The following is a 26,382-nucleotide window of genomic DNA, read 5'->3' on the forward strand; positions in this document are numbered from 1 at the left end:
GTCAGCTGTCCCCTCGTTCCCGTCCTTCGCGGCTGCGGGCGTCGTGGGCCCGGCGGCCCAAGATGTCGCGGGCGACGCCGCGCAGGATCGCGTACCCCTTGTCCTCCCGCGCCCGGTCGATGCCCAGGAGCCGGTTGTGCTGCATGTGCAGCAGCGCCAGGACGGATTCGTCCTGCGCGGGACCGGCCGGGGCCCGGTCCGGCCCGTCCCCCGCCAGTACGAGATCCCCGTACGCACGCGGTTCAGGAGCCGTACGCCACAACTCGCCGACGGCGACGGCGGCGGGAGCGGCAGTGGCGGCGGCTTGAGGGGCGCCCCCGAGTGCGTCGGCGAACCGCGCCGCCGTCCCGTACGGCCGGATCAGATCGCGCGCCAGGGCGCGGTGCCGCTGGTAGGCGGCGTGCCCCGCCCCCTTGGGGAAGATGCGGCAGGCCCAGGCGCACCAGTCCCAGTCGCCCAGCGACTCCAGGAGCATCGCGTGGTTGACGGCGGACAGCACCTCGGGCGGCAGGCCGAGCGCCCCGCGCGCCCGCGCGCCGAGCTGCGCCACCGCCGACTGGCTGTCCACGCAGAACACCCGCTCGGCGTGCGGCAGCGCCTCGGGCCCGCCGTACCGTTCGGTCTCGGGCTCGTACGAGTCGAGGACCATGCCCCGGATCGCCCCGGCGTCGCGCATCGCGCGGGTGTGCCGGGCCAGCAGGGGCAGTACGCGCGTCCGCAGCGCCTCGGGGTCGCCGTGCAGCCGAAGCCGCAGATGCGGGTCGGGGTCCTGGTAGCGGAGGTAGAACCAGCGGTCGAGGTGGGGCGAGAGGTCGCGGAGCAGCGCGGGCAGGCGGCCGGAGAGCAGCTCGTCGTGCGCCTTGGGCACCGCGTACAGCTTCGCGAAGAGCCAGTCCTCGCCGGGGAGGGAGTACGGGGCGGGGAGGGAGTACGGGTACGGGGCGAGGCCGGCGGCCGGTTGCGGGGCGGACCGTACGCCTCGCGGCCGCTGATCAGGGGCCTTCACCAGGTCCTGGCGGAGCAGCGGCACGACCACCTCGGTGCTGTACCCGTCGGCCCAGCCGAGCCCCCGCCCGTCGGCGGTCGGGTCCTCGAAGAGCGCGAGTTTCCCCTTGGCGACCTCGTGGCGGAGGAGCGTACGGTGCCAGGGGTCGGTGAGGTCGATGCCGTACGTGCGGTCCCACTGGACGATCTGTACGCGGTCGGGGATTCCGTAGCGCTCGCGCCACTGCTGTACCGCGTGGTCCCACTGCTTCGGGTCCGACCCCCCGGCCTCTCCTGCGGCGTTTCCGGCGGCATCCCCGGCGGCGTCGCGCATCCGCCGGTCCGGGAGCCAGCGCCGGGGCAGGACGGTGACCTTGCCGAAGGTGACGCGCGGCAGTTCCGGCAGGGCCTCCAGGCCGTGCCAGTCCCAGCCGGTCCAGGTCCGGGCGCGGCCGTAGACGATGTCGACGAGGAGCCGTACGACGCCGGGGGCCTCGCGGTCGAGGGCGACCATGTGCGGGACGACGGGCAGCACCCGCTGCCCGGTTCCGGGCAGGGTCAGCCGCATGCCCCACTCGTCCACGCCCACCCGCAGCGTGCGCCAGTCGATACGGCCCGGATCGTCCTCTTCCGGTTCCGGGTAGAGGCCCACGGGGATCTCGTGGGGCAGCAGCCGCGGCACCTGGCTGGTGTTGAGGGCGCGGGGGTGCAGGGGCTGGAAGGCGACCTGGGCGGGGAGGGTGTCCGAGTCGCCGCAGGCTGCGAGGAGGCGGCCCAACTCTTCTTCATTCCCGACAAGTTCGGAGAACCGGCCGGCTGTCGCGCCCGCCAGCCAGGACCCGGTGTGCAGGGAGGTGCCGAGCCGGAAGTCGCCCCGGTCCAGCGCCGCGGTGCTGTCGGCCAGCAGTTGGAAGCACAGCTCCAGCGAGCGGGGCGGCGGCGGGACCGCTTCGGCTCTGCCGCCCGAAGCCCCGCCCGAGGCACCGCTTGAAGCCTCGCCCGAAGCGGCTGCCAGCCGGTCGATCAGCTCAGGCGTGAGGCGCAGTTCACGGTCGTCGCGCAGGAGGGCTTCCTGCGTCAGCTCCGCGACGAGGGCGCGCCGCTCGCGGGCGGCCTTGCCCGGAGTGCCGGGGGCCGGGCCCGGGGAGGGGCCGTCCGCCGCCCGGTCCCGGTACTCCTCCGGGAACCCGAGCCCGCGGTGCGGATCGACGAGTTCGCCCAGCGGAACCGTCACGGTCGCCCCGTACCGCTCCAGGAACCGGAGCCGGTACTCCCGCATATGGGCGTGGGTGGCCCACTCCTCGGATATCGCCCACATCGCGGAGGCGTACCGCCGCGCCTCCTCCGCGACGGAAGGCGGAATCCGCAGGTCGGCATCCATCTTCACGTCGACCTGTACGGGCGGGAATTCGTCGACGGCGTCCGGCCGGGTGAGCTCCATCAGCCGCCGCCAGGGCTCGATGCCCTCGCCTGCCGGGGCCTTCCGGTAGAGGTCGAGGGCCGTACGTACGTCCGCGAGGTGCCGTGCGGCGGCGGGTTCCGGTTCGAGGGCGTCGGCGATGCGGTCGAGGAGCCGGGCGTCGATGCGGTGCGGGGTGATGGAGGTCAGGAGGAACCCGTGCCGGATGAGCTGCGCCAGCGCGGCGTCGATCTGCGGGCCGGTGGCGCGGGGAAGGGCGTCGGCGGCCTGCCGCGCCAACCGCGCACAAGAGACGGGCCGCCCGGAGGCGTGCTCGCGAATCCACTCCACGAGGGCGTTGCGGCGGACGGTTATCTCCTGCTCGGCGCCGGGGAGGACGAGCCGCCCGTCGCGGGTGAGGCAGAGGTCGTTGAAGACGACGCGGACGCGGCGGCGCACGTCGGGCGACGCGAGCCAGTCGCGTACGCGCCCGTGCAGCCACCCGCCGTCGAGCCGTACGGCCTTGTCGCCGGGCCCGCGGATGACGGTACGGGCGTCCGTACCCGTACCCGTACCCGTACCGGTGCCCGTACCCGTACCGGTGCTGGTGTGCGCGGTGCCGACGCCGGCGAACAGCCCGAACGGAGTGGGCCTCCCTCCCAGGCGAAGTGCGTAGCGGGTGACGGAGAGGGCGGCTTTGGTACGGCGCTTGGGGCCGGGGTCCTTGCCGGCGTCGAGCGCGGCGAGGGCGTCGGCGAGACTGCCGCTGGCGACTTCGATGGCTTCACGAAGCAACGGATCACTGATGTGCGGGACATCCGGCCCACCCCCGCCGCCAAGGCCGCCACGGCGGGGCACACTGGCCACCCGCACGAACAACGGCCCGGCCGCCTCGAACAGTTCCCCGTCCCCATTCACCACACCAGCCCCCTGACGTAGTTAGTCCACCGGTCGCACGACACACAGAACAAGCCGGGGCAGACGCATGCCCGCCCCGGCTCGTCCCTTACATCTCGGTGCTCCTCAATTCACGTGCGTGACAAGAAGGTCAGCAGCAGGAGGGGCAGCGGGACATGATTCCGTACGTGCTCGGCGAGGTGGTGGTGCGCGCCGCGAAGCCGAGCCCGTCGGCGTCGATCTGGTCGTCGGAAATCTGGACGTCGAGGTCCAGGTCAGCAGAGTCGGTCGCGTTCTCCAGAAGCATGGAACTGGTCATAAGACAACCTCCACGATCGGTCGCCGCGCAGGGATATGCACGGCGAATGGCGAAGATCTGTTTGATCCCGTTCCCGGACCGTATGCCGCATGATCAGCCAAAGGAAGGGTGGTTATCGGCCGAGAGCAGGGCTGAAAAGCGTCTTGCGTGATGGGTAGGGATACCCCCGAATCACCACATTCCGGCAGCCCTGGCGCAGGCACAAGGAACACGTTTCAGCCGTCCGAAACCGACTCCGGATGAACCGCCGCGAACGCCGCACAGCACGCCACGAGCCAATGACACAGGCCGAGTACGAACTCGTACGTCAGACCTCTTCCTCCCTTCCGCTTACGCCTCCGTTTCACTCTGACCCCTCCTGGCGGTGAGGCGAACGGAGGTGTCGGGCTTGCCGCGCCCGGCACGGTGTTCGGCACAGTCGCACGGCGGAAAGGCGATGGAACCAGTCGGGGGGCGACGATCGGGCCGGACGGCGGCCGACTCATCGAACTTCAGCACCAGGAGCACGCCGTCAGCCCCCAATTCCTCCATCAGCCGCGAAAGCGCTTCCCGCGCCGCACTCCTCATACGCCCAACCGCCTCAGTCCGTTTCGCACCCGCTCGGTCAACTCCCGCGTCGGCTCCGCGTATTCACGTGGCACCCAATCCGGCACTAAGCGCCAGAACCCACCGGCCGCGATCACGCACTCCAGCTCCGCGAGGGAGTCACCTTTTACGTCCGGGCTTCCCGGGCCCCGCCAAGGCCCAGGGTGACGGCCCGGAGAAACGTTCGAGGGCATTTCGGCTCCTCTCTGTAGTGAACCCACTACCAAGGGGAATCAGCCTGCCCTACAGTCGAGGCCCGTTCAACGTGTCAGTCGAGCACGGAAGGTCTTCACGAGCCCTTGAACATCAAAGAGTTGAACCCCGACAGCAGCCCTCAAGCGGCGTTCGGGGCGCGCGTACGCAAGGAACGCGAAGACCGCGGATGGAAGCAGGAGGACCTCGCCGAACACACGGGGTATTCCAGTACGCACATTTCCGCCGTGGAAACTGGTCGCAAGGTGCCAACTCTCCGCTTTGCGCGGATGGCTGACATCGCCGACAACGCCGACACGTTCGAGCGCCAATGGCGGGAGCTCAAACACGGAAGCCTGCTGGAAGGCTTCCCGGAGTTCGTCGGGTACGAGGGCCGGGCAGTCGAGATCCGGCTGTACGAGGTGGGGGTGATCCCCGGCCTGCTTCAGACGCCGGAGTACGCGCGGGTGCTCGCGCAGAGCGCCGTAAAACGAGGCGCGATCACCGGAGAACAGGCGGACGAGCGGGTCACGCTCCTCGCGGAGCGGCAGGCCGCATTGGTCCGCTCGTCTCCGCCGCTGGTCTTCGTGACACTGGACGAAAGCTGTATCCGACGTCCTATGGGTGAACCCGCGATTATGGACGCTCAGTTGGCACGCCTGGTCGAGTTTGCAGAGCTGCCGAACACCATGCTCCAGGTCGCGCCGTTCGAGATGGGAGAGCGCCGCCCCTTCAACCTGCCCATAACCGTACTGACGATGGCCGATCGCTCGCTCACGTCGTACGCCGAGTCCGCACAGCGTGGCCATTTCGAGCGTGAAAGTACCTGCGTAGTGCCGCTGCTGACGGCCTACCATCAGCTGCAGGCAGAAGCGCCTTCCCAGGCGGCGTCTGTGGCCATGATCAACCAGGTACGGAAGGGCACCCTGTGACGACCGAATCCCCCCGTTGGTTCAAGTCCTCGTACAGCGACAACGGCGGCCAGTGCATCGAGATCGCCGCCAACCTGGCCGCCTCGCACGGCACCGTCCCGGTCCGCGACAGCAAGCACACGGACGGCCCCAGCCTTTCGTTCACCCCGACCGCGTGGACGACCTTCGTAGCGGGAGTGAAGGGCAACGCCTTCACAGCCGCCTAAGGGCTACGCCCCGTACAGCGCATGGCCCCTGATCCACCGCTCCAGCAGATCAGGGGCCATGCGCAACCAGGCACGAAAGGACACCCCCATGACCACCGAATCCCCCCGTTGGTCCAAGTCCACCTACAGCCAGAGCAACGGCGGCGAATGCGTCGAGTGGGCACCAACTGTCGTACGGGCTCACGGCACCGTGCCGATCCGCGACAGCAAGGACCCGGGCGGGCCCACCCTGACCTTTCCCAAGGGCGCGTGGACACAGTTCGTAGCAGAAGTAAAAGGCGGCGGCTTCACAACCGCCTAGCGGATGTACCGACTCAGCACGGAAGGACACCCCGTGACAGCCGAATCCCCCCAGTGGTTCACGTCCTCGCACAGTGGCGGTGGCGGCCAGTGCCTGGAGGCCGCCACCAACCTGGCCGCCGGTCGGCCAGTCGGCATCGTGCCGATCCGCGACAGCAAGAACCGTGGCGGGCCCACCCTGAACTTCCCCGCGGACGCGTGGACACAGTTCGTAACACAGCTGAAAGGCGGCGGCTTCACAACCGCCTAGTCAGTGGGTGAGGACGACCTTCCCCCTGGCATGGCCGGTTTCGCTCAAGCGGTGCGCTTCGGCGGCGTTCTCCAGGGGGAAGGCACCCGCGATCGGCACGGTGAAGCGGCCCTGTTCGGCGAGGTCGCCGATGCCGAAGACCGCGTCGCCCGGCCGGACGTCGGTGACGCCCGTACCGACCTCGTCGACCACGCCCGCGGCGTCCACGCCGAGCACGTGGGGCAGGCTCACCGGCATCATGTCGCGGAACTTCCCGGCGCGCAGGCCGCAGTCGGAGGGAGTGACGCCGGACGCGCGTACGGCCACCCGGATCTGCCCCGGCCCCGCGTGCGGTTCCGGCATGTCGGCGACCTCAAGGACGCTGGGGGGACCGTACGTGGCGAACGTCAGTGCTCTCATGGAACCGGATGCTACTGAGGGCGCCGCCCCGTTCGGCATCGCGCTCTGCGTTCCACTGCCCAGGGCAGGTCCCTTCGGCGTCGGGCCCACGAGCGGCGTACGGCTGATGGCCGGCTGACCGGCACTGACGAGCTGATGCTGTACGCCTCCGCGTACGACGCCGACGCGCGGATCCGCTGCTATGAGCTGGCGGCGAAGGCCGTCGCATGCGGCTTTCAGGCGCCCTGCCGGCAGGGCGAGTCGGCCGCTCGGACCAGGGCGCGGGCCAGGGCGATGGTCTCCGCGAGGGTGTCGAGCGGGAGGGGCTGGGTGGCGACGGCGCCCTCGTGGAGGACGAGGAGTTGGGTGGCGAGGGCGGCCGGGTTCGCGCAGCCCGCGGTGGCGGCGAGGTCCTGGAACAGGTTCAGCAGCCAGAGCTTCTGGTCGGCGGCGATGCGGTGGGCGGGGTGGGAGGGGTCCGGGAGTTCGGCGAGTGCGTTGATGAAGGCGCAGCCGCGGGTGTTGGTCGCACTCCAGGTCCGCAGCGCCTCGAAGGGGGCGGTGACGGCCTCGGCCGGGGTGCCGCAGGCGTCGACGGCGGTACGGACGAGTGACCGCCAGCGCTGGTCGCGGCCCGCGAGATAGACCGCGACGAGCTGGTCCTTGGAGCCGAACTGGTTGTACAGGGTCCGCTTGGTCACCCCTGAGTGCTCGGCAATCAGGTCCACGCCGACCGCCGTGATGCCTCGGCCGTAGAACAGCTCCTCCGCCGCCGCCACGATGCGGCGGCCGGCCGGCGTCATGGGCCGGTCTTCCTGCGCTGCGAGCACTGCGAGCTCCTTCACTGATCGATACCTTCCCCGCTCGTCACGTTCACGGATCGATATCTTCACTGATCGACACCTTCACCGATCGGTGTACGGTGGAAGATGTTCACAGATCAGTATACCCGCGAGGAGGTTCAAGCGATGAGCACGCCCCAGGTCATGCGAGCGGTGCGGATCACCCGGCACGGAGGACCCGAGGTCCTCGAACCGGCCGAGGTCGCCGTCCCCGCCCCGCAGGCGGGAGAGGTACTGGTCCGGGTCAGTGCGGCAGCCCTGAACAACACCGACCTCTGGACCCGTGAGGGGGCCTACGGCCGCCCCGGAGACCCGAAGGCGGTGTCGGGCTGGCGCGGGCCGATCGACTTCCCGCGGATTCAGGGCGCGGACGTGGCCGGACACGTCGCGGCCGTCGGGCCCGGAGTGGAGGGGAACCTCCTCGGACGCCGGGTGGTCGTCGACCCCGCGATCTACGACGCCGAAGGACCGGACGCCAACCCCGTGGGCCTGATGGGGAGCGAACGGGACGGCGGATACGCCGAGTACGTGACGGCTCCGGCCGCGCGCGTACACGACGTGACGGATTCGCCGCTCACGGACGACCAGCTCGCCGCGTTGCCGACCGCCTACGGCACGGCGCTGGGCATGATCGAGCGAGGCCGGTTGCGTACGGGGGAAACCGCCCTGGTCTCGGGCGCGTCCGGCGGCGTCGGCATCGCGCTCGTACAGATCGCCCGTGCGCGCGGCGCGAGGGTGCTCGCCATCAGCAGCGGCCCCAAGATCGACGCGGTGCGCGAAGCAGGCGCGCACGCGGTCGTCGACCGCGCGGGAGACGTCGCCGAACAGATCCGCGCCGCCGCCCCCGACGGCATCGACGTCGCACTCGACGTCGTGGCCGGCGAGTTGGTGGGCGAGGGGCTGCCGCTGCTGCGCGAAGGGGGCCGGTGGGTCATCGCCGGCGCGCTCGGCGGATACGGCGTGACCTTCGACGTACGCCGCCTCTACCTGCACAACGCGCAGGTCATCGGCTCCGCGATGCACACCCCCGCACACTTCGGCCTCCTCATGGACCTGGCCCGCAGGGCCGACGTCCGCCCCGTCATCGCCGCGGCCTTCCCCCTGGACCAGGCGGCTCGGGCGCAGGAGGAACTCTCCCGCAGGGGGCACGTGGGGAAGATCGTCCTGCACCCTCGCGCCGCGAGCGCGGTTGACGAACCGTCAGGGGCGTAGCGCACGCGCCAACTCGGAGAGCTCGCCGAGGTGCAGGTCGAATCGGTCCTCGGCGGTGGGCGGGTCGCCGCCCGGCCGTTCGAGGTAGGCGGTGCGCCGGCCGCAAGCGTGCGCGGCGACCATCAGCATCCGGTCCGCGGGCCTGCCCGCGCAGTCGACGGCCAGTCGGTACGCGACCGGGACACGGCGGAGCTAATCGCCGAGAATCCGCTCCCAGAGCAGCCCGTCCCGCCAGCGCCCGTCGAGAAGGATCGAGGAGTGCGCGACGCCGTACGGACTGAACCCGTTGCGCTGCAGTACCCGCTGCGACGGCAGATTCTCCAGGTTGGTGGACGCCTCGGCACGGTGCAGCCCGAGTTCGTCCGTCATCACCTGGAGTACGAGCCCGACGGCGTGCCCGGCGTGGCCTTGATTCTGGGCGACGCTGGCGATCCAGTATCCGACGGAGCCGCGGCGCAGGTGCGGCTGCGGCAGGATGCCTCCGACGGTGACCTGCCCGACCACCTGGTCGTCGGCGAGCACGACGCCCGGCCAGACCGTGCCGGCCCGGTATCCGGCCAGCAGCCTGTCGATCCGCCCCGCCTGGCCTTCCGGGGTGAAGAAGTCGGCCGGCTGGTCCGGTTCCCACGGCCGGAAAGCCTCGACGTCCCGCGCCCTATGTGCGGCTATCGGGGCGGCGTCACGGGGTTCGATCAGGCGGATCCTGGTGCTGCTACGCATGGGCTGATCCTCGTCGCAGTGCGTGGGATGAGGCGGCCGGGCTGAGAGCCGCGCAGTCGGCCAGTCAATCAGTGAGGCGACCAGTCAGTCGCCGCCGCCCTCGGCGCCCCATCGCCGGTATCTCAACGGCGTTGTGCCGAAGGTGCGTTTGAAGGCGGTGCTGAACGAGCTCTCCGACGCGTAGCCGATGCTCAGCCCGACCTGGCCCACCGGTACGTCCCGGTGGACCAGTGCGTGCGCGGCGAGCCGCATGCGCCAGTCGTGCAGGTAGGTCAGGGGCGGGACGCCGGACACGGAGCGGAAGCGGGCGGCGAAGCTCGTACGGGCCATGGTGGCGATCCGAGCCAGTTCGTGGAGTTGCCAGGGGCGGGCCGGGGCCTCGTGCATGGCGCGTACGGCCGGGGCGAGGCGCGGGTCGGCGACGAGGCGCAGCCAGCCCGCCGGGAGCGCCTCGGGCCGCGCCAGGTAGGAGCGCAGCACCTGTACGAGCAGGAGCTGGGCGATCTGGTCGCGCGCGAAGCCGCCGCCGGCCCGGTGGCCGCCCAGTTCGGCGTCCAGTTCCTCCAGCAGCCAGCGCACCGCCGCCGACTGCGGGCTCGTACTCGTGATGTGCAGGAACGGGGGCAGGGCCCAGGCGAGCAGCGCCTCGCCGCCGCGCTGTACGTCCAGTTCCCCGCCGACCCCGGAGAAGTCCTCGCCCGCCCCGATGCGGTGAAACGGCACCGTCATCGCGGAGGCGTCGACCGGCGCCGCCGAGGGGTCGGTGTGCAGCGTGAACGGGTCGGCGCCGCTCACCGCGATCGCCTCCCCCGCTCGCACCTCGACGTCGTCGCCCGGGAGCCGGGGCGAGGAGAACGTACAGGCCCCCCGGAGCACCGTGATGATCTTGAGGCGGCCGGGGGCGGGGAAGCGGATCGCCCAGCCGCCGCTCGCCGCCAGTCGGCCGGTCAGGGTGCACCGGGCGCCGGCGAGCGCGAGGACGTGGGACAACGGGTCGGATGGGCTTTCGTCGGACGGGGTTTCGTCGGTCGTCGCTCCCGTGCCTGCGCCGGTTGCCCCCGCGCCTTCGCCGGTTGCTCCCGCGCCTTCGTCAGTCGCCCCCGTGCCTGCGCCGGTCGTCGCTGCTGCTCGCTCGTCCGTCATTTATGTACTTCCGCGAAAGAATTCCGAACGGTACGGCATTCACCGTACGCCTCAGCCGCGCGAGGCTGGTGACCATGAGTTCCACGCACCTCGACTCCTACCGCACCCTGGGCCGCACCGGCCTCCGTATCAGCCCGCTGATGCTCGGCACCCTGACCTTCGACGACCCCGTTCTCGGTGCCGACCGGGAGACGTCGCTGCGGCTGCTGCACCGCTATACCGACGCCGGGGGCAACGCCGTCGACACCGCCAACGGCTACGCCGGCGGCCGTTCCGAGGAGACCGTCGCGCGGTTCCTGCGCGAGCGCCCCGGCGCGCGGGACGGCCTGGTGATCGCCACGAAGTTCGCCGGCAACATGCACCCCGGCGACCCCAACGGCGGCGGCACCGGGCGCAAGGCGATCCTGCGCCAGCTCGACGCCTCGCTGACCCGCCTGGGCACCGACCACATCGATCTCTACTGGCAGCACTACTTCGATCAGCACACGCCTCTCGAAGAGACTCTCAGCACCCTCCAAGACCTCGTGACAGCGGGGAAGATCCGCTATTACGGCCTGTCCGACACCCCGGCGTGGGCTGTCGCACGCGCGGCCACCATCGCCGAGCTGCGCGGCTGGGCGCCGGTCGCCGCGGTCCAGGCCGAGTACTCGCTGCTGGAACGGACCGCCGAAGGCGAGCTGTTCGGGGCCGTACGGGAACTGAGCATCGGCGTGGTGCCCTGGAGCCCGCTCGCGGGCGGCGTCCTGTCGGGCAAGTACACCCGGGCGGAGCGCAGTCCCGCGGGGTCCGGCCGCGCCGCCCTGCCGACCACCCAGGCCCTGCTCACCGACCGCACCTTCGACCTGTTGGACCTGCTGCGGCAGATCGCCCGCGAACAGCACGTCGCGGTGTCCGCCGTCGCGCTCGCCTGGCTCGGCCACCGGCCGGAGGTGACCGCGCCGGTCATCGGCGCGCGCACCCCCGAGCAGTTGGAGGCCAGCCTCGCGTCGCTGACCGTCAGCCTGTCCGAGACGCAGCTGGCGGAGCTGGACGCACTGACGGCCCCGGCACTCCCCTTCCCCATCGGGTTCCTGCGGACCAGCGGCGTCGACCTGGCCCAGGGCGGGGCGACGGTCAACGGGGTCCCGTCACGGGCGTGGCACCCGGGGTGACCTGAGTCGCCGGGACCGGCCGGCTCAGGCGCGCGCGGGCTTCGACGCGGGCCATGTAGTCCTGGATGAGGGAGACGTACGCGCCGCGAAGCGGCTCCTCCTCCAGATATCCCATATGGGCCGCGCCGGGCTGCGTCACATGCTCGGAATCCGGAATTCGCGCGGCGATATCGGCGAGATGCGCGGGAACGCATTCGTCGAACTCGCCGCCGAGAACGAGCGTCGGGACCTGGATCCGCTCCAGCTCGTCGAAAATGTCCCAGTCCTTGAGCGTGCCGGACACGTGGTAGTCCGCATGCCCGATCATCGTCCGGAACGTCGTCAGACTCATGAGTTCCGGATCGAGGCTCACGGAAGAGGTGCGCAGCACGCACGCGCGCATGTACTCCGCCTGGGCCGCCCAGTAATCGGGGTCGTCCGTCTCACCCCTCAGCTCCCGGCCGTAGGTGCGGTCGAGTACGTCACCCGGCAGTTCCGCCATGAGGCCGCGGACCTCCCACTCGAACCGTGGCACGCTCGCCAGCCCGTTGGCGCAGATCAGGCTGGTCCACTCCGGCGCCCGTTCCGCGGCGTACTGAAGACCGAGCATCGCTCCCCAGGAGTGGCCGTAGACGTGCGGGCGCTCCAGGCCGAGCGTCTCGCAGACCGCGCCCAGTTCGTCGAGGAAGCGGTCCACCGTCAGCAGCGAGACATCGTCGACCGGGTCCGAACGCCCTACGCCGAGCTGGTCGTACCAGATCACCTCGCGCTCCTCGGCGAGCGGCGCGAAGGCGTCGAACAGCAGGTCGCTCGGGTACCCCGGACCGCCGTGGACGAGCAGCAACGGCGCACCGCCGCTGCTGCCCTCACCGCCGATATCGCCGCTGCTCGCGCCGCTGCTGCCCTCACCGCCACTCTCGCCGCTGCTCCCACCGCTGCCCTCACCGCCACTCTCGCCGCTGCTCCCACCGCTGCTCGCGCCGTTGCTCTCGCCGCCGCTCTCGCCGCCGCCCGTCCTGCGGTACCAGACCTCGCCCCCCGGTACGGAAATCCTGCCTTCCTCCGTCACGCCGGCCCCATCTCGTAGGCGTACTCCTCCATGCGGTCGATGAGGTCTCCGTCGAACCGGAAGTACATCGCGGCGTGGAACTCGCTCCGCGACCCGTCCGGCATGGTCAGCCGGAGGACCTGCTGCTGAAGCACCTCGTTCGCGCCGTGGAATTGGCGCGTGATGTCGAACCGCAGCGAATCGACCGTTTCGGCGAGGGGCTTCAGCTGTTCCATTTTTTCGGCGACCGTCTGCTCTCCCTTTCCGTCGTTGTGCCACACGGTGGCCGATTCCGTGCACATGGCCAGCACTTCGTCGAATTCATAGGACTCCAGGTGCCGCAGGCACCGAGTCGCCGTCTCGGCGATGTTCTTCCTCATGTCGCATTCCTCTGAGGGGACTGGTTCGCTGACCTCGAACATAAGGAAGAAGGCCCGTATATATAAGTCTTGACTTGGTTCTACGCGTCAGGCAGTTCTCTCGGCGGAAGCTAAGAAACCGCAGGTCAGAGCGGGTATGGGGTGCCTGCCCGGCGGGGCCACCGGCCTGGAATTCTAGGAATTCCGGCCGGTGGACCCGGTCAGGCCCGCGCTGATGAGCCAGATGTGTTCGCAGGTCGACGACGCCTCCTGCAACTTTTCGCGGGATTCCTGCGAGGCGTGGTAGAAGGTCCGCTCAATCATCCAGCACAGGGCGCGCGCCATCGCGGCGGCCTGGTCCGGTTCGCCGCCGGGCCGGACGCCGGCCCGTTCCAGGACGGCGGTGATGGCCGCGATGAACAAGTCGGCCGTACGGTCCCAGAGTTCACCGATCTCCGGCACGGTCAGCGACAGGTCGATCGCGGTGCGCATGACCAGGCCGTGGTCGTTCCACAGTTCGACAGTTCGCCGCATGGCCGCCGCGACGGCCTGGCGCGGCTCCTCGGTCCGCGCGGTGACGCGGGACCGTTCCCACAGGTGCTCGACCGTCCGGGCGACGAGCGCGGCGACCACTTCCTGCTTCGAGCCGAAGTAGAAGTACAGGGCGCCGCGGGTGATGCCCCCGCCCTGGGCGATGTCGCCGACGGTCATGGCCTCGTAGCCCTTGTCCGCCAGCAGGGCCTCGCAGGTGTCCAGGATCGCCCGCTCGCGGACGTCGCCCTTGCGTTCGGTGGCGGCGCGCCGGCTCCGCGCGGGCTGGTGGCCGGGCATCAGAGCTGAGCGCCGTCGGCGAAGTCGGTCGTGCGGGAGAGCTCCTCCCATCCGCGGATGTCCTCGTCCACGGCCGTACGGGCGGCCGTGACCAGCCGCAACGCGTCGGAGCCCAGGACGAGATGGGCCGGCGGCTGCTCGACCGACGCAATGTGCACGACGGCCTCCCCCGCCTTGACCGGGTTGCCGAGCTGGTTGCCGCTGGCCTTCTGCCGCCCTTCACGGATCGGGGTGAACAGCTCGTCGTAGTCGTCGATGGAGCGTGCGGCACGGGTCATGGAGCGCCCGGCCCAGTCGGTACGGAAGGAGCCGGGCTCGATCGCCGTCACATGGATGCCGAACTGCGCGACCTCCTTGCCCAGCGCTTCGAGGATGCCCTCCAGGGCGAACTTGCTGCCGCAGTAGGCGGACATGCCGGGTACGGCCATGAGCCCGCCCATGGAGGTGACGGCCATCAGGTGTCCGCGGCGGCGCTCCCGCATGCGGGGCAGCGCGGCCCGCAGCGTGGCGACCGCCCCGAAGACGTTGACCTCGAACTGCCGCCGGACTTCGGCCAGCGGCGTCTCCTCGAAGGTGCCCTCCAGCCCGTACCCGGCGTTGGCGATGACGACGTCGAGCGGGCCGACGTTCTCCTCCACCTCCGTGATCACGCTCGTCACGGCGTCGTCGTCCGTCACGTCCAGGATGCGGCCGTGGGCGCGCCCGGACGCCTCCTCCTCGAAGGCCCGCAGGTCGTCTTCCGTACGGACCGTGCCGACGACGGTGTGCCCGGCCGCCAGGGCGGCCTGGGCGAAGGCGCGCCCGAGGCCGGTGCTGACGCCGGTGATGAGCCAGTTCTGCTGCTGCACTGCGTGCTCCTCCAGGTAGGGATTTCCTGAGTTTCCTGAGTTTTCTGGGCTTCCTGAGCGGCTCGCCGCTCCCTCACCCAGAAAGTCTACACAGTGTCGATTTTCGTCGTCACAGTGTTGGTTTTGACCTGGCGGAGCAGGGCAGGGGAGGGCAGGGCAGCTTGACCGTGACTACCGATGGAAGGTCGCGACCGCTTCGAGCGCGACCCGTTCGGCGGTGACGCGGTTGACCGGGGCAGCCTCGTCGGCGTACCCGAAGGAGATGCCGACGAGCAACTTCCCTTCTGGGACCGCCAGTTCATCGCGGACCGTGTCGGCGTAGAAGCTCAGCAGCCCCTGCGGGCAGCTCGCCACGCCGTACGCGGCCATCGCCAGGAGCAGCGTCTGCATATAGGCCCCGACGTCGGCGGCCAGCCGGGCCCCGCCGGGAGCTCCGCCGTTTCCGGCGACGAACAGGAAGGCGGCGTGCGGCGCCCCGTAGAAACGCAGACTCTCCGCGTCGTAGGCCGCCCGCGCCTCGTGATCGCCGGGGCCGATGCCCAGCGCTCCGTACAACTGGGCGCCGAACGCCGCCCGGCGCACCTGGTGCACCGGCGCGTACATGTCGTCGGAGTACGGAAAGTCGACCGAGGTGCGGCGCTCGGCGTGGGCCGTCTCCAAGGCATCCGCCAGCCGCTCGCGCGCGGCACCGCTCACCACCTCCACCCGCCACGGCTGCGCGTTGGAGTTCGACGGCGCGGCACCGGCCAGCGAGAAGATCGCGCGCATCGTCTCCTCGGGCACCGCGTCCGGACGGAACGCGCGGGTCGCGCGACGGCCGCGTATCAGCTTCTCCGCGGAGCCGCTCATCTCAGTGGGCATGTCAGTAGGCATGAACACTCCTCGTCAGGGGTTGATGTAAACGGAAACGTTTACTTAGTGCGACCCTAACAGCCGCTCGCCATCGAAGTAAACGCGGCCGTGCACTTCCTGGCCGTACACTTCCTGCATGAGTGCGACGGCGGCGGAAGCAGAAGATCAGGGCCGGCGGCGGGGGCGGGGCCGGGGCGCGCGGGAGCGCATCCTGACCGCGGCCGCCCGGCTCTTCGCGACCCAGGGGATCAACGCGACCGGCATGGAGCAGGTCGCGGAGGCGGCACCGGTGTCCAAGCGCACGCTGTACGCGCATTTCCGGACCAAGAACGACCTGGTGATCGCCCACCTCCGGGGCCTCGCCGCGTCGGGGGCCACGCTGGAAGCCGTACTGACCCGCGAGGACATCCCTCCGATGGAGCGGCTGCTGGGACTGTTCGACCAGCCCGCGCCGGAGGCGGAGCCGGTGCGCGGGTGCCCGTTCATCGACGCCGCGGCGGAGTTCCCCGACCCGGAGAGCGCGGTCCATTCGTACGCGCGTGAGCAGAAGCTGCGGATGGCGCAGCTGGTCACCGCGCTCGTGACGGAGCTGGGCTGCCGCGAACCCGCCACGCTCGCGGAACAGCTGGTCACCCTCGCGGACGGGGCGGCCAGCCGCGCCATGGTGCTCGACGAGGCGGACTACGGCCGGCACGCCCGTAAAGCGGCTCAGACCCTCCTGGCGCACGCGCTGCCGACAGGCACGGCCTGACGATGAGCACGGTCTTACGACGAGCACGGCCTGACCACGAGCACGACCTTACGACGGGCACGGCCTGACGACGAGGGCTCCAAAACCGGGCCATTTACCATGACGAGCAGGGCAGCGCGCGGAACGCGGGCAGCGCGAGGAAGGGACGGCGGCCGATGAGCCTTCGCCAGTACGAGTACGCCCTGGCGGTAGCCCAGGAGGGCTCGGTGACCGCGGCGGCGGAGCTGCTGCACGTGGCCCAGCCGTCGATGTCCCAGCAGATCCGGGGCCTGGAGCGGGAACTCGGGGTGCAGCTCTTCACCCGTACGCCGACGGGGCTCGTACCCACCGTGGTCGGCCGCGCGTTCCTGCGGGAGGCCGAGGTCGCCGTGAACGCGTCGCGGCGGGCGCGGGCGACGGCGCGGGCCGGGGCCGACGACCTGGTGGGCGAGCTGGTCGTCGCGGTGCAGATGGGCTTCGGCACGCGGCAGCTGCCGGGTGCGCTCAGCGCACTGCGCAGCCGCTTCCCACGGCTGGAAATCAGCGTCTTCGAGGAGCCGAGCTCCGCCGAGCTGGAACAGCTCTGCCGCCGGGGCGTACTGGATCTCGCCCTGATGGCGGCCTGCGAGCGCAGCCCTTCCGACACCCATCACCTGGGCGACGAGGAGTTCGCCGTGGTGCTGGGGGCCGATCACCCGCAGCTCGCCGTCGACAGGGTCGAGCTGCGCGCGCTGGAGGGCGAGCCGTGGGTGCGGTTCGACCGCGACAGCGCGCTCGACGCCGTACTCCTGAACGTCCTGCGGGACAACGGGCTGACCCCGACCACTGCCGCCCGCGTCTCCCAGACGGCGACGGCCGTGCGCTGGGCCGCCCAGGGGCTGGGGGCGACGCTCGTACCGGCCTCGGCGGTGCCGCAGGCGCACGAGCACCTCGCGCGCCCGGTGACCTCGGCCGTGTCCCACCCCGTCATCGCGGTGCTCCGGCAGAACGCGGGCCCGGCGGAGACGGCGTTGCTGGAACTCCTGCGGGAGGAGAGCTGGCACAAGGCGGAGGGGTTCGCGCAGGTGGGGTGAGGGTGGGCGGGGCCGGTGCCTGTGCGGTTGGTTGGGTGAGGCCGGTGTCTACGAGGCCGGCAGTGTCTCGATGTCGGTCGCGCGGTGGAGCCCGAGGGACCGGTTCAACCGCTTGGTCACACGCGTCGCCGTGGTACGGGGCAGCAGCCGCGGAGCCCAAGTGGTGGCGCGCATGATCGCGCGGCCCGGGTAGGCGTTGACGGCGCCCTTGGCGTAGGCGTCGAGAGTCTTGGCGGCGACGCGCTCCGGCGGGTCGGTGTAGGCGGGGTTCATCGCGGCGGTGGTGTGGTCGAAGAACCCTGTGGCGGTGGCCCCGGGGTGGGCGGCCATGACCCGCACCCCGCTGCCGCGGAGCTCTTCGGCGAGCGCTTCGGTGAACGACAGCACGAACGCCTTCGTCGCCGCGTAGGTCGCCTGGTACGGCATGGCCTGGAACGCCGCCGTGGACCCGACGTTGATGATGCCGCCGCTCCCCCTCGCGGCCATGCGGCGGCCGAGCGCGTGGGTCAGGTTCATGAGGGCGACGATGTTCAGCTCGACGGAGGCGACGTTGCGCGCGGGCGCGGAGTCGAGGAAGGGTCCGACGGCACCGGCGCCGGCGTTGTTGACGAGGAGGTCGACGGTGCGGGCCCGTCGGTCCAGCTCCGCGATCAGCCGGTCCACGCCGTCGGCGGCGAGATCGACCGCTTCGGTCTGGACCTCGACCCCGTGCTCCTTCCGGATCGCGTCGGCGACCCGCTCCAGCCCGTCGCGGGACCGGGCGACGAGCACCAAGTTCGCGCCGCGTAGGGCGAGTTCACGGGCGTATGCCTCGCCGAGCCCTTTGGAGGCCCCGGTGACGAGGGCGGTGATGCCGGAGTAGCCGTTCATGCGCACTCTCTTTCAGTGGAGCTCGATGGACCTCGGCGTACCAAATACACTTCGAGCCTCGAAGTAGATGCGAAGACCGTAACAGCTTCGAGCCTCGAAGCACAGTGCTAGCCTTCGGCCATGGAGAACCAGTCGCTGGAATCGGTCGTACGCGCCAACCACGAACTCTTCATGCGCACCTCCGACCGCCTGGCCCAGCCCCTCGACGAACTGGGCCTCACCCACGCGACAGCCCAAGCCCTCTGGGCCATCGACCCCGCCGAACCCGCCCCCTCCATGAAGGCCCTGGCCGGCCGTCTCTTCTGCAACGCCCCCAACCTCAACTTCGTCGTCAACCAACTCATCGACCGCGGCCTGGTCGAACGCGGCACCGACCCCGCCGACCGCCGCGTCCGAGTAGCCGTACTGACCCCGAAGGGCCGCGAGATCCGCGAGCGCGTCGTAGAACTGACCCTCACCCAAACCCCCTTCGCCGCCTGCCCCCCGGAAGACTTGGCCCGCCTGGCCGAGATCTTGCAGCGAACGCTCGATGACGGGGGACGGTGAGGCCATATCTGGAGGGGGCTGGGGTTAGGGAGCGCTGGCCGCTGCCGCGAAGTGGTTGGGGCGAGCTCTTCGGGTGCGGGTGCGGGTGCGGGGGTGGCTCGGGTCTGTGATTCATGGGATCGGCGGGGTGGAGGTGGGGGTTAGTTCGCTATCTGCTGCCCGGTGGGGGCTGCCGTGTGGGGCGGCATTGTGCGTGGTCGGGTGCGGGTTTCGTCTCGGACCCTGCGGGTCCAAAGCGCCAGCAGCTGCCGCGAAGTGGTTGCGATGAGGGCTTCGGGTACTGGCGTGGGAGTGGCTCGGACCTGTGATTCAAGGGATCAGCGGGGGTGGGGGGGCGCGCTGCGCTACGCCTTGGGTGGGGTTGGCGTCCGGGGGCAGTTTCCGCCTGCTGGACGGGGCTTGAGGGTGGGGAAACTCCCCTCTGACGATTGGCGTGCCCGTTATGCCCGGCCTGTGAAGTTGATTGGGCAACAGGGGTGGACTGCCGCCCACTTTCGTGTCCGGTAAGGCGCTTTTGTCGGGCGGTAACTCCACCCTACTTACGAGTAGGCCCCTGGCGACTGCCCGGCCCTGCGGAGCGGAGCGGAACTTCTTGCGACCCCCGTCGCGAACTCACCCGCAGGCAGCGAACCCGCCCCAGGTCCCCCCGCTGTTGGATCATCAGGCCGCAACCCACGCCGAGCCCGCGCTCGAAGAGCTCGCCCCAACCACTTCGCGGCAGCGGCCAGCGCTATGCGCAGCGAGCCTCTCTAACCCCAGCCTCGAACCCACCCGACAGGCAGTGAACCGGCATCAGGCCGCCCCCTCCCCTGCCGCTGCTGGCGCTTTGGACCCGAAGGGTCCGAGGCGAGAGGCGCGCTTGACCGGCGGCAATGCCGCCCCACGCGGCAGCCGCCTGCGCCCCGGCCCCCACCGGACAGCAGATAGCGAACCGACCCCGCCCCCACCCCCGCCGATCCCATGAATCACAGGCCCGAGCCACCCCCGCACCCGCGTCCGAAGAGCTCGCCCCAACCACTTCGCGGCAGCGGGCAGCGCTATGCGCAGCGAGCCTCCCTGACCTCAGCCCCAGACCACGGCGACAGCCAGCGATCCGGCACCAGCCCTCCCCCTCCCCTGCCGCTGCTGGCGCCTTGGACCCGAAGGGTCCGAGACGAAAGCCGCACCCAACCACGCACAATGCCGCCCCACGCGGCAGCCGCCTGCGCCCCGGCCCCCACCGGACAGCAGATAGCGAACCACCCCCCACCCCCACCCCGCCGATCCCATGAATCACAGGCCCGAGCCACCCCCACACCCGCGCCCGAAGAGCTCGCCCCAACCACTTCGCGGCAGCGGCCAGCGCTATGCGCAGCGAGCCTCACTGACCTCAGCCCCCGACACGGCGGCAGGCAGCGAACCGGCACCAGCCTGCCCCCCTCCCTGCCGCTGCCGGCGCTTTGGACCCGCAGGGTCCGAGACGAAACCCGCACCCGACCTCCGGCCATGCCGCCCCACGTAGCAGCCCCCGCACCTCGACGCGCACCCCCGGAAGCCCTAAAAGACAGCTCCTCCGGCGTCCACGTGCATTGTTGTGCCGGTGATGTAGCCGGCCCGGCGAGAGGCGAGGAAGCAGATGGCCTCTGCGATCTCGTCCGGCTTCGCCGTTCGCTGGAGCCCCAGGCTCTTGGCCACGCCCTCGTTGCCCTCCTCGCCCCATTCGGCCAGCACGCCCTCGGTACGGGTCGGGCCGGGAGAGACGCTGTTGACCCATACTCCGCCCTCGGCGAACTCCGCCGCCCACGTACGGGTCAGCGAGGACAACGCCGCCTTGGACGCGCTGTAGACCGAGGCGCTGGGGAAGCCCTTGAAGGCCGCGAGCGAGGTGACGTTGACGATGCTGCCCTCGCCCTTTTCGAGCATGTGCGGTACGAGCGCGGCGACCAGGAAGTAGGGACCGCGCACATTGGTGCTGAAGACCCGTTCGTAGCCCTCCGCGCCCTGCTCGACCGTGAGCGAGGTGGGGAAAGTGCCCGCATTGTTGACGAGGATGTCCACCGACCCGCTCTGGCGGACCAGTTCGGCGACCGAGTCCAAGTCCGCCACGTCGGCCTGTACGAACCGGACCTCGCCGTCCTCCCGGGCGGCGCGCACGGCCTTCTTGCCGCGTTCGGCGTCGCGGCCGCTGATGACGACTTCGGCCCCCGCACGGGCCAGCATTCGAGCGGTTGCCAGGCCGATTCCGGAAGTACCTCCGGTGACCAGCGCCACCTTGCCCTGAAATTCCATCTCGTTTGGCATTTTCTGTGTTCTTTCTTTCCGCTTACGGTTTTACGGGATCTGCGCTCCGGGCCCCCTCAACGTCAGCCCCTGGGGAATTCGCCACCGTCCACCACGACGTTGCTCCCGGTCAGCCATCCCGCCCGGTCGCTCGTGAGGAACAGCACCGCGTTGGCGATGTCGTCCGGCAGGCCGTCGCGCCCCAGCGGCGGCGCGGTCGTGTCCTGGCCCGGGCCCTCGGTCAGCCGCGCCCACTGCTCGCGCGTCGCCTCGCCGCCAGGCGTGGCGGTCCGGCCGGGCGACACGGTGTTGACCCGGATTCCGGCCGGCGCCAGCTCCGCCGCCAGGCCCCGGCTGTAGTTCTCCAGCGCGGCCTTGGCCGTGGTGTAGTGCAGGAACGGCGGCGCGACCATGGGGACCGCGGCCGAGGAGACGTGGACGATCGCCCCCGAACCTCGCTCCCGCATCCCCGGCGCCAGCAGCGCGTCCAGCCGCACCGCGGCCAGGAAGTTCAGGTCCAGCGCGTCCTGCCACGCCTCCTCGGGGATGGCCAGGGCCCCCTTGTACGGCCCCGCGCCGCCCGCGTTGTGGACGAGGACGTCCACCCCGCCTAGGCGTTCCCGCGCCGCCGTCGCCAGCGCCTCCGCTCCATCCCGGGTCTGCACATCTGCCGTCACGAAGGCGGCGCCCTCCGGCACCGTGTTCGTCGCCGACCTCGCCGTCGTGAGCACCTTGGCACCCGCGTCCAGAAGCTGGCGCACAATGGCCGCCCCGATTCCACGGGAACCCCCCGTCACCAGGGCCCGCTTCCCCGCCAATTCCAGCTTTTCCGATCCATTCTCGGTATTGGTCACGCCACCGGCCCCTCTCGGCAATTAATTCATCCGGACGGAAAGTAAATCTGCTGCGTTTCACGCTACGGCCGGGAAACCACGAGAGGCAAAGACGGAAAATCAGCAGCCGCTATAGGGGTTTCCTATGGCAGATGGCAGAGGGCAGATGGCAGGCGGAAGGCGGAAGACAGCAAAGCCCCCGACCCGCCGCCCGGACCGGGGCGGCGCATCAGGGGCTACACGGGACCGCTCAAGGGCCGCGCGAAAAGAGGGCCGGCGGACGAGTCGGCTTATACGCCGGGTTCTGTCTCCCGAGCGCCTCGCGGCCCTCGGGGAGGCGGCCATCCATCTAGGTCTGCCGTTGCCGACAGACTCGTGCGGTCTACCCGCGGACTCGGGCCGGCTGCCCTCGAACGTCCGCGCAGGGCTGCCGTCTCCGAAGAGATGACGGCCCCTCTTGACCTTGCTCCGGGTGGGGTTTACCTAGCCCTCCGAGTCGCCTCGGAGGCTGGTGGTCTCTTACACCACCGTTTCACCCTTACCGGAAGCCTCGCGGCCCCCGGCGGTCTGTTTTCTGTGGCACTGTCCCGCGGGTCACCCCGGGTGGCCGTTAGCCACCACCCTGCCTTGTGGAGCCCGGACGTTCCTCGGGAGGATCCGAAGATCCCCACGCGGCCGCCCGGCCGGCTCGTCCGCCGTGTCGCCCATGCTACCTGGCCTGCCACGGAAGGCCCGACAAGGCTTGACCTTGCCGCGACGTCAACGTTTCTACTGGACCCATGAGAATCGGAGAGCTCGCCGCGCTGGCGGCCGTCAGCCCCCGGACCGTACGCCATTACCACCACCTCGGGCTGCTCCCCGAGCCGCCGCGGCTGGCCAACGGTTACCGCGCGTACGGGCTCCGGGACGCCGTGGCGCTGACGCGCGTACGCCGCCTGACCGATCTGGGGCTGAGCCTGGACGAGGTGCGGGACGTGCTCGCCGACGACTCCGGGCGCGAGCTCCGCGAGGTGCTGGGCGAGCTGGACGCGGATCTGGCCCGCCAGGAGGCGGCGGTCCGCGAGCGGCGGGCGCGGGTGGCGGTGCTGCTACGCCAGGCCGAGGAGGGCACCCTGACCGCCGAGGGGCCGGTCTCCGCCGAACTCGCCGCGCTATACGGGGAGATGGCCCGCGTCGGCGCGGCGCGCCCCGGCCCGGAGCCCGCCGCCGCCGCCAAGGAGCGGGAGATGCTGGCCCTGCTGGAGACCGCCGCCGCGCCCGAGGACCGCGAACGGCTGGTGGCGCTGCTGCGTTCGACGGCGGCCGAGCCGGGGGCGATGGAGCGCGCGTACGAGGTGTACGCGCTCCTCGACGCGCTCGCGGACGCCGACCCCGCCGACCCCCGCGTGGCCGAGGCGGCCCGGCTGCTCGCCGACTGCCTGCCGCCCGGCGTGACGGCGGAGCTCGCCGCCGAGGCCGAAGCGGGAGCGGGAGAGAACGCGCAGGACGGCTTCGTCGACGTGCTGTTCTCCGACTTCGCCCCCGCCCAGGCCGCCGCCGTACGCGGCGCGATGCGGCTGCTGACGACCCGCGCCCAGGCTGGAGGCGACCCCCGATGAACGCCCTGCGCAAGGCCCGCCTCGTAGCGGCGCACGAAGGACGCACAGCCGTCAGCCTCGGGCTGTGGGCCGTGCGGCGGCGGGACGGCGTGGGCGGCGGCACCGAAGGGTTCGGGTACGCCCGCGCCCAAGCCTCCATGCTCTACTCCCTCGTCTTCGTCGCCGTCATCGAGACGGCCGGGCTGGCCGTACTGCTCTCCGGCTTTCCCGTCGCGCACCTCATCACGCTGGTCATCGACCTGTACGGCGTGCTGTTCGTGCTCGGCCTGCACGCCGCCGCCGTCACCCGCCCGCACACCGTCGGCCCCGCCGGGCTGCGCGTCCGCGCCGCCGCCCGGCTGGACCTGCTGATCGCGCCCGAACTCATCGCCTCCGTACGCCGCGACGTACGCTTCCCCGCCGCCAAGGCCCCCGACGACGTGCTGGAGCTCCCCATCGCCGGGCAGACCTCCGTCACCGTGGAACTGACCGAGCCGGTCGGCTACCGCACGCTCCTCGGCGCGCCGCGCCACACCCGTACGATCCGCTGCCACGCCGACGACCCGGCCGCGCTGATCGCGTCCGTACGGGCGCGCTGCTACCGGCGCCGGAACCAGCCTGAGCGGCCCCTCACACCGGCGCGAACCGCACCTTCCGCCGCCCCGGTTCCGCCTCCGTCAGCCGGACCCGCAGCCGGCGCCCGAGCGGGAGCGGCGGCGCGTCCGGGGCGCCGTCGACGCGGCCGATGACGGCCGGTTCGTAGAGGTGGACCGTGCCGGAGGACGGCCGCTTCGGCTGTACGTCCACCACATACGCGTCGAAGATCTCGCCGACCCGGCCCCGCAGCGAAGCGGCCTCCACCAGGTCCACGCTCTCCCGTTCGGCCTGGTTCGCCCGTCGCGAGCCGCCCTCCATCTCGCCCGGCAGCGCGTCGAGCGCCTCGCGCGCCCACTCGGGCGGCTCGACGCCTGCCGCCCCCGCCAGGCACAGCTCGCCCGCGTAGCGGTCGACGAGACGGCGCAGCGGGGCGGTGCAGTGGGTGTACGGGGCGGCGACGGCGGCGTGCACGGCCTCGGCGGGCTGCGGGGCCTCGCCGTCGAAGACGTGGTAGCCGGCGCCGCGCAGCAGGGCGGTGCACTCCTGGAGGAAGGCGGCGTGGTTGCTGCGGCGCGCGTCGAGGGAGCGGATGACCTGCGCGTACGGCATGCCCTCGGGCCAGTCGACGCCGAGCGCGCGGGCGACGTGGCGCAGCCGGGCGGCGGCGTTCTCGGGGGCGGCCGGGAGGGTGCGCAGGATGCCGGTGCCGGTGCGCAGCATGAGGTCGGCGGCGGCCATGCCGGTCATCAGGGAGATCTGCGCGTTCCAGCCGTCGGCGGGCAGCGGGGCGCGGTATTCGAGGGCGTAGCGCTCGCCGCGCTCGACGATCTCCTGTTCGGGTACGTGCAGGGAGATGCCGCCGCGGTCGCGTTCGAGCTCCTCGCGGAGCAGGCCGATCTCGCGGAGGAGGGAGAGCGGCTCCTCGGCGGTGCGGGAGTCGACGGCGCGCTGCACGCCCGCGTAGTCGAGCTTGGCGCGGCTGCGGACGAGGGCGCGGCGTACGTCGGTCCGTACGACCTGGCCGGACGGGTCGAGGTCGAGCTGCCACAGGAGCGCGGGCCGGTCCTGGTCGGGCAGCAGGCTGGCGGCGGCCTCGCCGAGGACGGCGGGGTGCAGGGGTACGCGCTCGTCGGGGAAGTAGAGGGTCATGACGCGGCGGTGGGCCTCGGCGTCGAGGGCGCGGCCGGGGGCGACGAAGGCGGCGACGTCGGCGATGGCGTAGTGCACGCGGTAGCCGCCGCCGTCCCGGCGGGCGAGGAACATGGCCTGGTCGAGGTCCATCGAGTCGGGCGGGTCGATGGTGAAGAGCGGCAGGTCGGTGGCGTCGTGGTCGGGCAGCCGGGGGCTCTTGGCGGCCTGTTCGGCCTCGTCGAGCACGTCCGGTCCGAACGCCTCGGGAAGCTCCATCTTCGCGCGCAGCTCGCGCAGCGCGGCCCGCAGGGGGGCGCCGTCCGTGTCGGTCACATGCATATGGCGGCGGGGCATGGCACCGAGCGTAGGACGGGGTGCGGCGCGGGGCACGGTGACTGTCGCGTACGGGCGTGGGGGCTCTCCGCGTACGGGTGCGGGCGGGCGCCTGGGGCGGGTGCGGGCGGGCAGGATTTAAGCTGCCTCGGGGTCGCCCCGTCCCGTACCACCGCCTGAAGGAGATCGTCGTGCTCGTGCTGCTGCCGCCGTCGGAGGGGAAGGCCGCCGGTGGTTCCGGGGCCCCGCTGGACCTGGCGGCGCTGTCGCTCCCGGAGCTGACGGCGGCGCGCGGGACGGTGCTCGACGAGTTGGTGGAGCTGTGCGCGGGCGACGAGGAGAAGGCCGCGCAGACGCTGGGGCTGAGCGCCGGGCTGCGCGGCGAGATCGCGAAGAACGCGGCGCTGCGGGAGGCCGGGACGCGGCCGGCCGGTGAGGTCTATACGGGCGTGCTGTACGACGCGCTGGGCCTGGCGACCCTGGACGCGGCGGCCCGGCGGCGGGCTGAGCGGTCGCTGCTGGTCTTCTCCGGGCTGTGGGGCGCGGTGCGGATCGGCGACCGCATCCCCTCCTACCGCTGCTCGATGGGGGTGAAGCTGCCGGGCACGGGGGCGCTCGGCGCGTACTGGCGCGGGCCGATGGCCGACGTGCTGCCGGCGGCGGCCGGGGACGGTCTGGTGCTGGATCTGCGCTCGGCGGCGTACGCGACGGCGTGGAAGCCGAAGGGCGAGGTGGCGGAGCGCACGGCGACGGTGCGGGTGCTTCAGTCGAAGATCGTGGACGGGGTGGAGAAGCGCTCCGTGGTCAGCCACTTCAACAAGGCGACGAAGGGGCGGCTGGTGCGCGATCTGCTGGTGAGCGGCACGGTGCCGGGCGGTCCGGAGGAGCTGGTGGGGGCGGTGCGCGAGCTGGGGTACACGGTGGAGGCGGAGGCGCCGACGCGCGCGGGCCGCCCGTGGGCGCTGGACGTCATCGTGACGGAGCTCTAGCCTCCCTCCCCGCATGG

At 71.2% G+C, this 26,382-nt stretch carries 27 protein-coding genes, 1 other RNA gene and 1 pseudogene; 12 read left to right on the plus strand and 17 right to left on the minus strand.

Annotated features, from left to right (window positions below):
* Position 1 precedes the first annotated feature (1 nt).
* Positions 2-3,178 carry a lantibiotic dehydratase gene (locus tag AB0I49_RS21890; protein ID WP_363228693.1) on the minus strand — a complete coding sequence of 1,059 codons (3,177 nt, stop codon included), beginning with the start codon at positions 3,176-3,178 and terminating at the stop codon, positions 2-4.
* A 253-nt stretch (positions 3,179-3,431) separates the two neighbouring features.
* Positions 3,432-3,599: an SCO0268 family class II lanthipeptide gene (gene lanA, locus AB0I49_RS21895; protein ID WP_363228694.1), complete on the minus strand. Its 168-nt coding sequence runs from the start codon at positions 3,597-3,599 to the stop codon at positions 3,432-3,434.
* 884 nt (positions 3,600-4,483) lie between these two features.
* Between lanA and AB0I49_RS21900 the strand changes: the two genes are divergently transcribed.
* From AB0I49_RS21900 to AB0I49_RS21915, 4 genes are all read left to right on the plus strand, one after another.
* Entirely contained in the window at positions 4,484-5,308 is an 825-nt protein-coding gene (locus AB0I49_RS21900) for a helix-turn-helix transcriptional regulator (RefSeq protein WP_363228695.1), read from the plus strand.
* Positions 5,305-5,514, plus strand: coding sequence for a DUF397 domain-containing protein (locus AB0I49_RS21905; RefSeq protein ID WP_363228696.1), 210 nt, complete (start codon positions 5,305-5,307; stop codon positions 5,512-5,514). Before AB0I49_RS21900 ends, AB0I49_RS21905 begins: the two co-directional genes overlap by 4 nt.
* Before the next feature lie 88 nt (positions 5,515-5,602).
* A complete protein-coding gene (locus AB0I49_RS21910) occupies positions 5,603-5,815 on the plus strand; it encodes a DUF397 domain-containing protein (RefSeq protein WP_363228697.1) in 213 nt (70 codons plus the stop codon).
* 33 nt (positions 5,816-5,848) lie between these two features.
* Positions 5,849-6,064: a DUF397 domain-containing protein gene (locus AB0I49_RS21915; RefSeq protein ID WP_363228698.1), complete on the plus strand. Its 216-nt coding sequence runs from the start codon at positions 5,849-5,851 to the stop codon at positions 6,062-6,064.
* Here AB0I49_RS21915 and AB0I49_RS21920 read toward each other — a convergent pair whose 3' ends face one another.
* A complete protein-coding gene (locus AB0I49_RS21920) occupies positions 6,065-6,463 on the minus strand; it encodes a zinc-binding dehydrogenase (protein WP_363228699.1) in 399 nt (132 codons plus the stop codon).
* A gap of 215 nt (positions 6,464-6,678) precedes the next feature.
* Positions 6,679-7,245 (minus strand): TetR family transcriptional regulator, encoded by a 567-nt coding sequence (locus tag AB0I49_RS21925; protein WP_363228775.1) that lies wholly within the window; start codon positions 7,243-7,245, stop codon positions 6,679-6,681.
* A gap of 165 nt (positions 7,246-7,410) precedes the next feature.
* Between AB0I49_RS21925 and AB0I49_RS21930 the strand changes: the two genes are divergently transcribed.
* Entirely contained in the window at positions 7,411-8,496 is a 1,086-nt protein-coding gene (locus AB0I49_RS21930; protein ID WP_363228700.1) for a zinc-binding dehydrogenase, read from the plus strand.
* On the opposite strand, the pseudogene AB0I49_RS21935 reads toward AB0I49_RS21930, so the two are convergent.
* The 3 genes and pseudogenes from AB0I49_RS21935 to AB0I49_RS21945 form a co-directional block, all read right to left on the minus strand.
* A pseudogene (locus AB0I49_RS21935) lies at positions 8,485-8,667 on the minus strand (haloacid dehalogenase type II); the annotation flags it as partial. The gene AB0I49_RS21930 and the pseudogene AB0I49_RS21935 overlap by 12 nt on opposite strands.
* Before the next feature lie 21 nt (positions 8,668-8,688).
* A complete protein-coding gene (locus AB0I49_RS21940; protein WP_363228701.1) occupies positions 8,689-9,216 on the minus strand; it encodes a GNAT family protein in 528 nt (175 codons plus the stop codon).
* An 84-nt stretch (positions 9,217-9,300) separates the two neighbouring features.
* On the minus strand, positions 9,301-10,206 hold the full coding sequence (locus AB0I49_RS21945) for an AraC family transcriptional regulator (RefSeq protein ID WP_363228702.1): 906 nt from the start codon (positions 10,204-10,206) through the stop codon (positions 9,301-9,303).
* Between the two features lie 227 nt (positions 10,207-10,433).
* Here AB0I49_RS21945 and AB0I49_RS21950 point away from each other — a divergent pair, with 227 nt between their 5' ends.
* The gene (locus AB0I49_RS21950; RefSeq protein WP_363228703.1) at positions 10,434-11,510 is read left to right on the plus strand and encodes an aldo/keto reductase; all 1,077 of its coding nucleotides are present in this window, start codon (positions 10,434-10,436) and stop codon (positions 11,508-11,510) included.
* On the opposite strand, the gene AB0I49_RS21955 is transcribed toward AB0I49_RS21950, so the two are convergent.
* From AB0I49_RS21955 to AB0I49_RS21975, 5 genes are all read right to left on the minus strand, one after another.
* Positions 11,473-12,558, minus strand: a complete 1,086-nt coding sequence (locus AB0I49_RS21955; RefSeq protein WP_363228704.1) for a proline iminopeptidase-family hydrolase — start codon at positions 12,556-12,558, stop codon at positions 11,473-11,475. The two genes, AB0I49_RS21950 and AB0I49_RS21955, sit on opposite strands and share 38 nt — an antisense overlap.
* Positions 12,555-12,917, minus strand: coding sequence for a nuclear transport factor 2 family protein (locus AB0I49_RS21960; RefSeq protein WP_363228705.1), 363 nt, complete (start codon positions 12,915-12,917; stop codon positions 12,555-12,557). Before AB0I49_RS21960 ends, AB0I49_RS21955 begins: the two co-directional genes overlap by 4 nt.
* Before the next feature lie 174 nt (positions 12,918-13,091).
* Positions 13,092-13,727 carry a TetR/AcrR family transcriptional regulator gene (locus AB0I49_RS21965; RefSeq protein ID WP_363228706.1) on the minus strand — a complete coding sequence of 212 codons (636 nt, stop codon included), beginning with the start codon at positions 13,725-13,727 and terminating at the stop codon, positions 13,092-13,094.
* The gene (locus AB0I49_RS21970) at positions 13,727-14,575 is read right to left on the minus strand and encodes an oxidoreductase (RefSeq protein ID WP_363228707.1); all 849 of its coding nucleotides are present in this window, start codon (positions 14,573-14,575) and stop codon (positions 13,727-13,729) included. The genes AB0I49_RS21965 and AB0I49_RS21970 overlap by 1 nt, the downstream gene beginning before the upstream one ends.
* Before the next feature lie 171 nt (positions 14,576-14,746).
* Positions 14,747-15,448 carry a nitroreductase family protein gene (locus AB0I49_RS21975; RefSeq protein ID WP_363228708.1) on the minus strand — a complete coding sequence of 234 codons (702 nt, stop codon included), beginning with the start codon at positions 15,446-15,448 and terminating at the stop codon, positions 14,747-14,749.
* 115 nt (positions 15,449-15,563) lie between these two features.
* On the opposite strand from AB0I49_RS21975, the gene AB0I49_RS21980 reads away from it, so the two are divergent.
* Complete coding sequence (locus tag AB0I49_RS21980) at positions 15,564-16,178, plus strand: helix-turn-helix domain-containing protein (protein ID WP_363228709.1); 615 nt, start codon at positions 15,564-15,566, stop codon at positions 16,176-16,178.
* A gap of 155 nt (positions 16,179-16,333) precedes the next feature.
* On the plus strand, positions 16,334-17,230 hold the full coding sequence (locus AB0I49_RS21985) for a LysR family transcriptional regulator (RefSeq protein ID WP_363228710.1): 897 nt from the start codon (positions 16,334-16,336) through the stop codon (positions 17,228-17,230).
* A gap of 48 nt (positions 17,231-17,278) precedes the next feature.
* Here the strand turns inward: AB0I49_RS21985 and AB0I49_RS21990 are convergent, their stop codons facing one another.
* On the minus strand, positions 17,279-18,100 hold the full coding sequence (locus tag AB0I49_RS21990; RefSeq protein ID WP_363228711.1) for an SDR family oxidoreductase: 822 nt from the start codon (positions 18,098-18,100) through the stop codon (positions 17,279-17,281).
* Positions 18,101-18,220: 120 nt separating this feature from the next.
* Here AB0I49_RS21990 and AB0I49_RS21995 point away from each other — a divergent pair, with 120 nt between their 5' ends.
* On the plus strand, positions 18,221-18,646 hold the full coding sequence (locus AB0I49_RS21995; protein WP_363228712.1) for a MarR family winged helix-turn-helix transcriptional regulator: 426 nt from the start codon (positions 18,221-18,223) through the stop codon (positions 18,644-18,646).
* A gap of 1,536 nt (positions 18,647-20,182) precedes the next feature.
* Here the strand turns inward: AB0I49_RS21995 and AB0I49_RS22000 are convergent.
* The 3 genes from AB0I49_RS22000 to rnpB all read right to left on the minus strand — a co-directional run bounded on the left by AB0I49_RS22000 (position 20,183) and on the right by rnpB (position 22,429).
* A complete protein-coding gene (locus tag AB0I49_RS22000; protein WP_363228713.1) occupies positions 20,183-20,926 on the minus strand; it encodes an SDR family oxidoreductase in 744 nt (247 codons plus the stop codon).
* Between the two features lie 62 nt (positions 20,927-20,988).
* Complete coding sequence (locus AB0I49_RS22005) at positions 20,989-21,759, minus strand: SDR family oxidoreductase (RefSeq protein ID WP_363228714.1); 771 nt, start codon at positions 21,757-21,759, stop codon at positions 20,989-20,991.
* Positions 21,760-22,015: 256 nt separating this feature from the next.
* An RNA gene (gene rnpB / locus AB0I49_RS22010) (RNase P RNA component class A) lies at positions 22,016-22,429 on the minus strand.
* Positions 22,430-22,517: 88 nt separating this feature from the next.
* Here rnpB and AB0I49_RS22015 point away from each other — a divergent pair.
* Entirely contained in the window at positions 22,518-23,336 is an 819-nt protein-coding gene (locus AB0I49_RS22015) for a MerR family transcriptional regulator (protein WP_363228715.1), read from the plus strand.
* Entirely contained in the window at positions 23,333-24,064 is a 732-nt protein-coding gene (locus AB0I49_RS22020) for a hypothetical protein (protein WP_363228716.1), read from the plus strand. The genes AB0I49_RS22015 and AB0I49_RS22020 overlap by 4 nt, the downstream gene beginning before the upstream one ends.
* On the opposite strand, the gene AB0I49_RS22025 is transcribed toward AB0I49_RS22020, so the two are convergent.
* The gene (locus tag AB0I49_RS22025) at positions 23,946-25,397 is read right to left on the minus strand and encodes an RNB domain-containing ribonuclease (protein WP_363228717.1); all 1,452 of its coding nucleotides are present in this window, start codon (positions 25,395-25,397) and stop codon (positions 23,946-23,948) included. The two genes, AB0I49_RS22020 and AB0I49_RS22025, sit on opposite strands and share 119 nt — an antisense overlap.
* A gap of 170 nt (positions 25,398-25,567) precedes the next feature.
* Between AB0I49_RS22025 and yaaA the strand changes: the two genes are divergently transcribed.
* Positions 25,568-26,365: a peroxide stress protein YaaA gene (yaaA, locus tag AB0I49_RS22030; protein WP_363228718.1), complete on the plus strand. Its 798-nt coding sequence runs from the start codon at positions 25,568-25,570 to the stop codon at positions 26,363-26,365.
* Positions 26,366-26,382 lie beyond the last annotated feature (17 nt).

The organism is Streptomyces sp. NPDC050617 (assembly GCF_040654795.1).
Classification (GTDB): domain Bacteria; phylum Actinomycetota; class Actinomycetes; order Streptomycetales; family Streptomycetaceae; genus Streptomyces.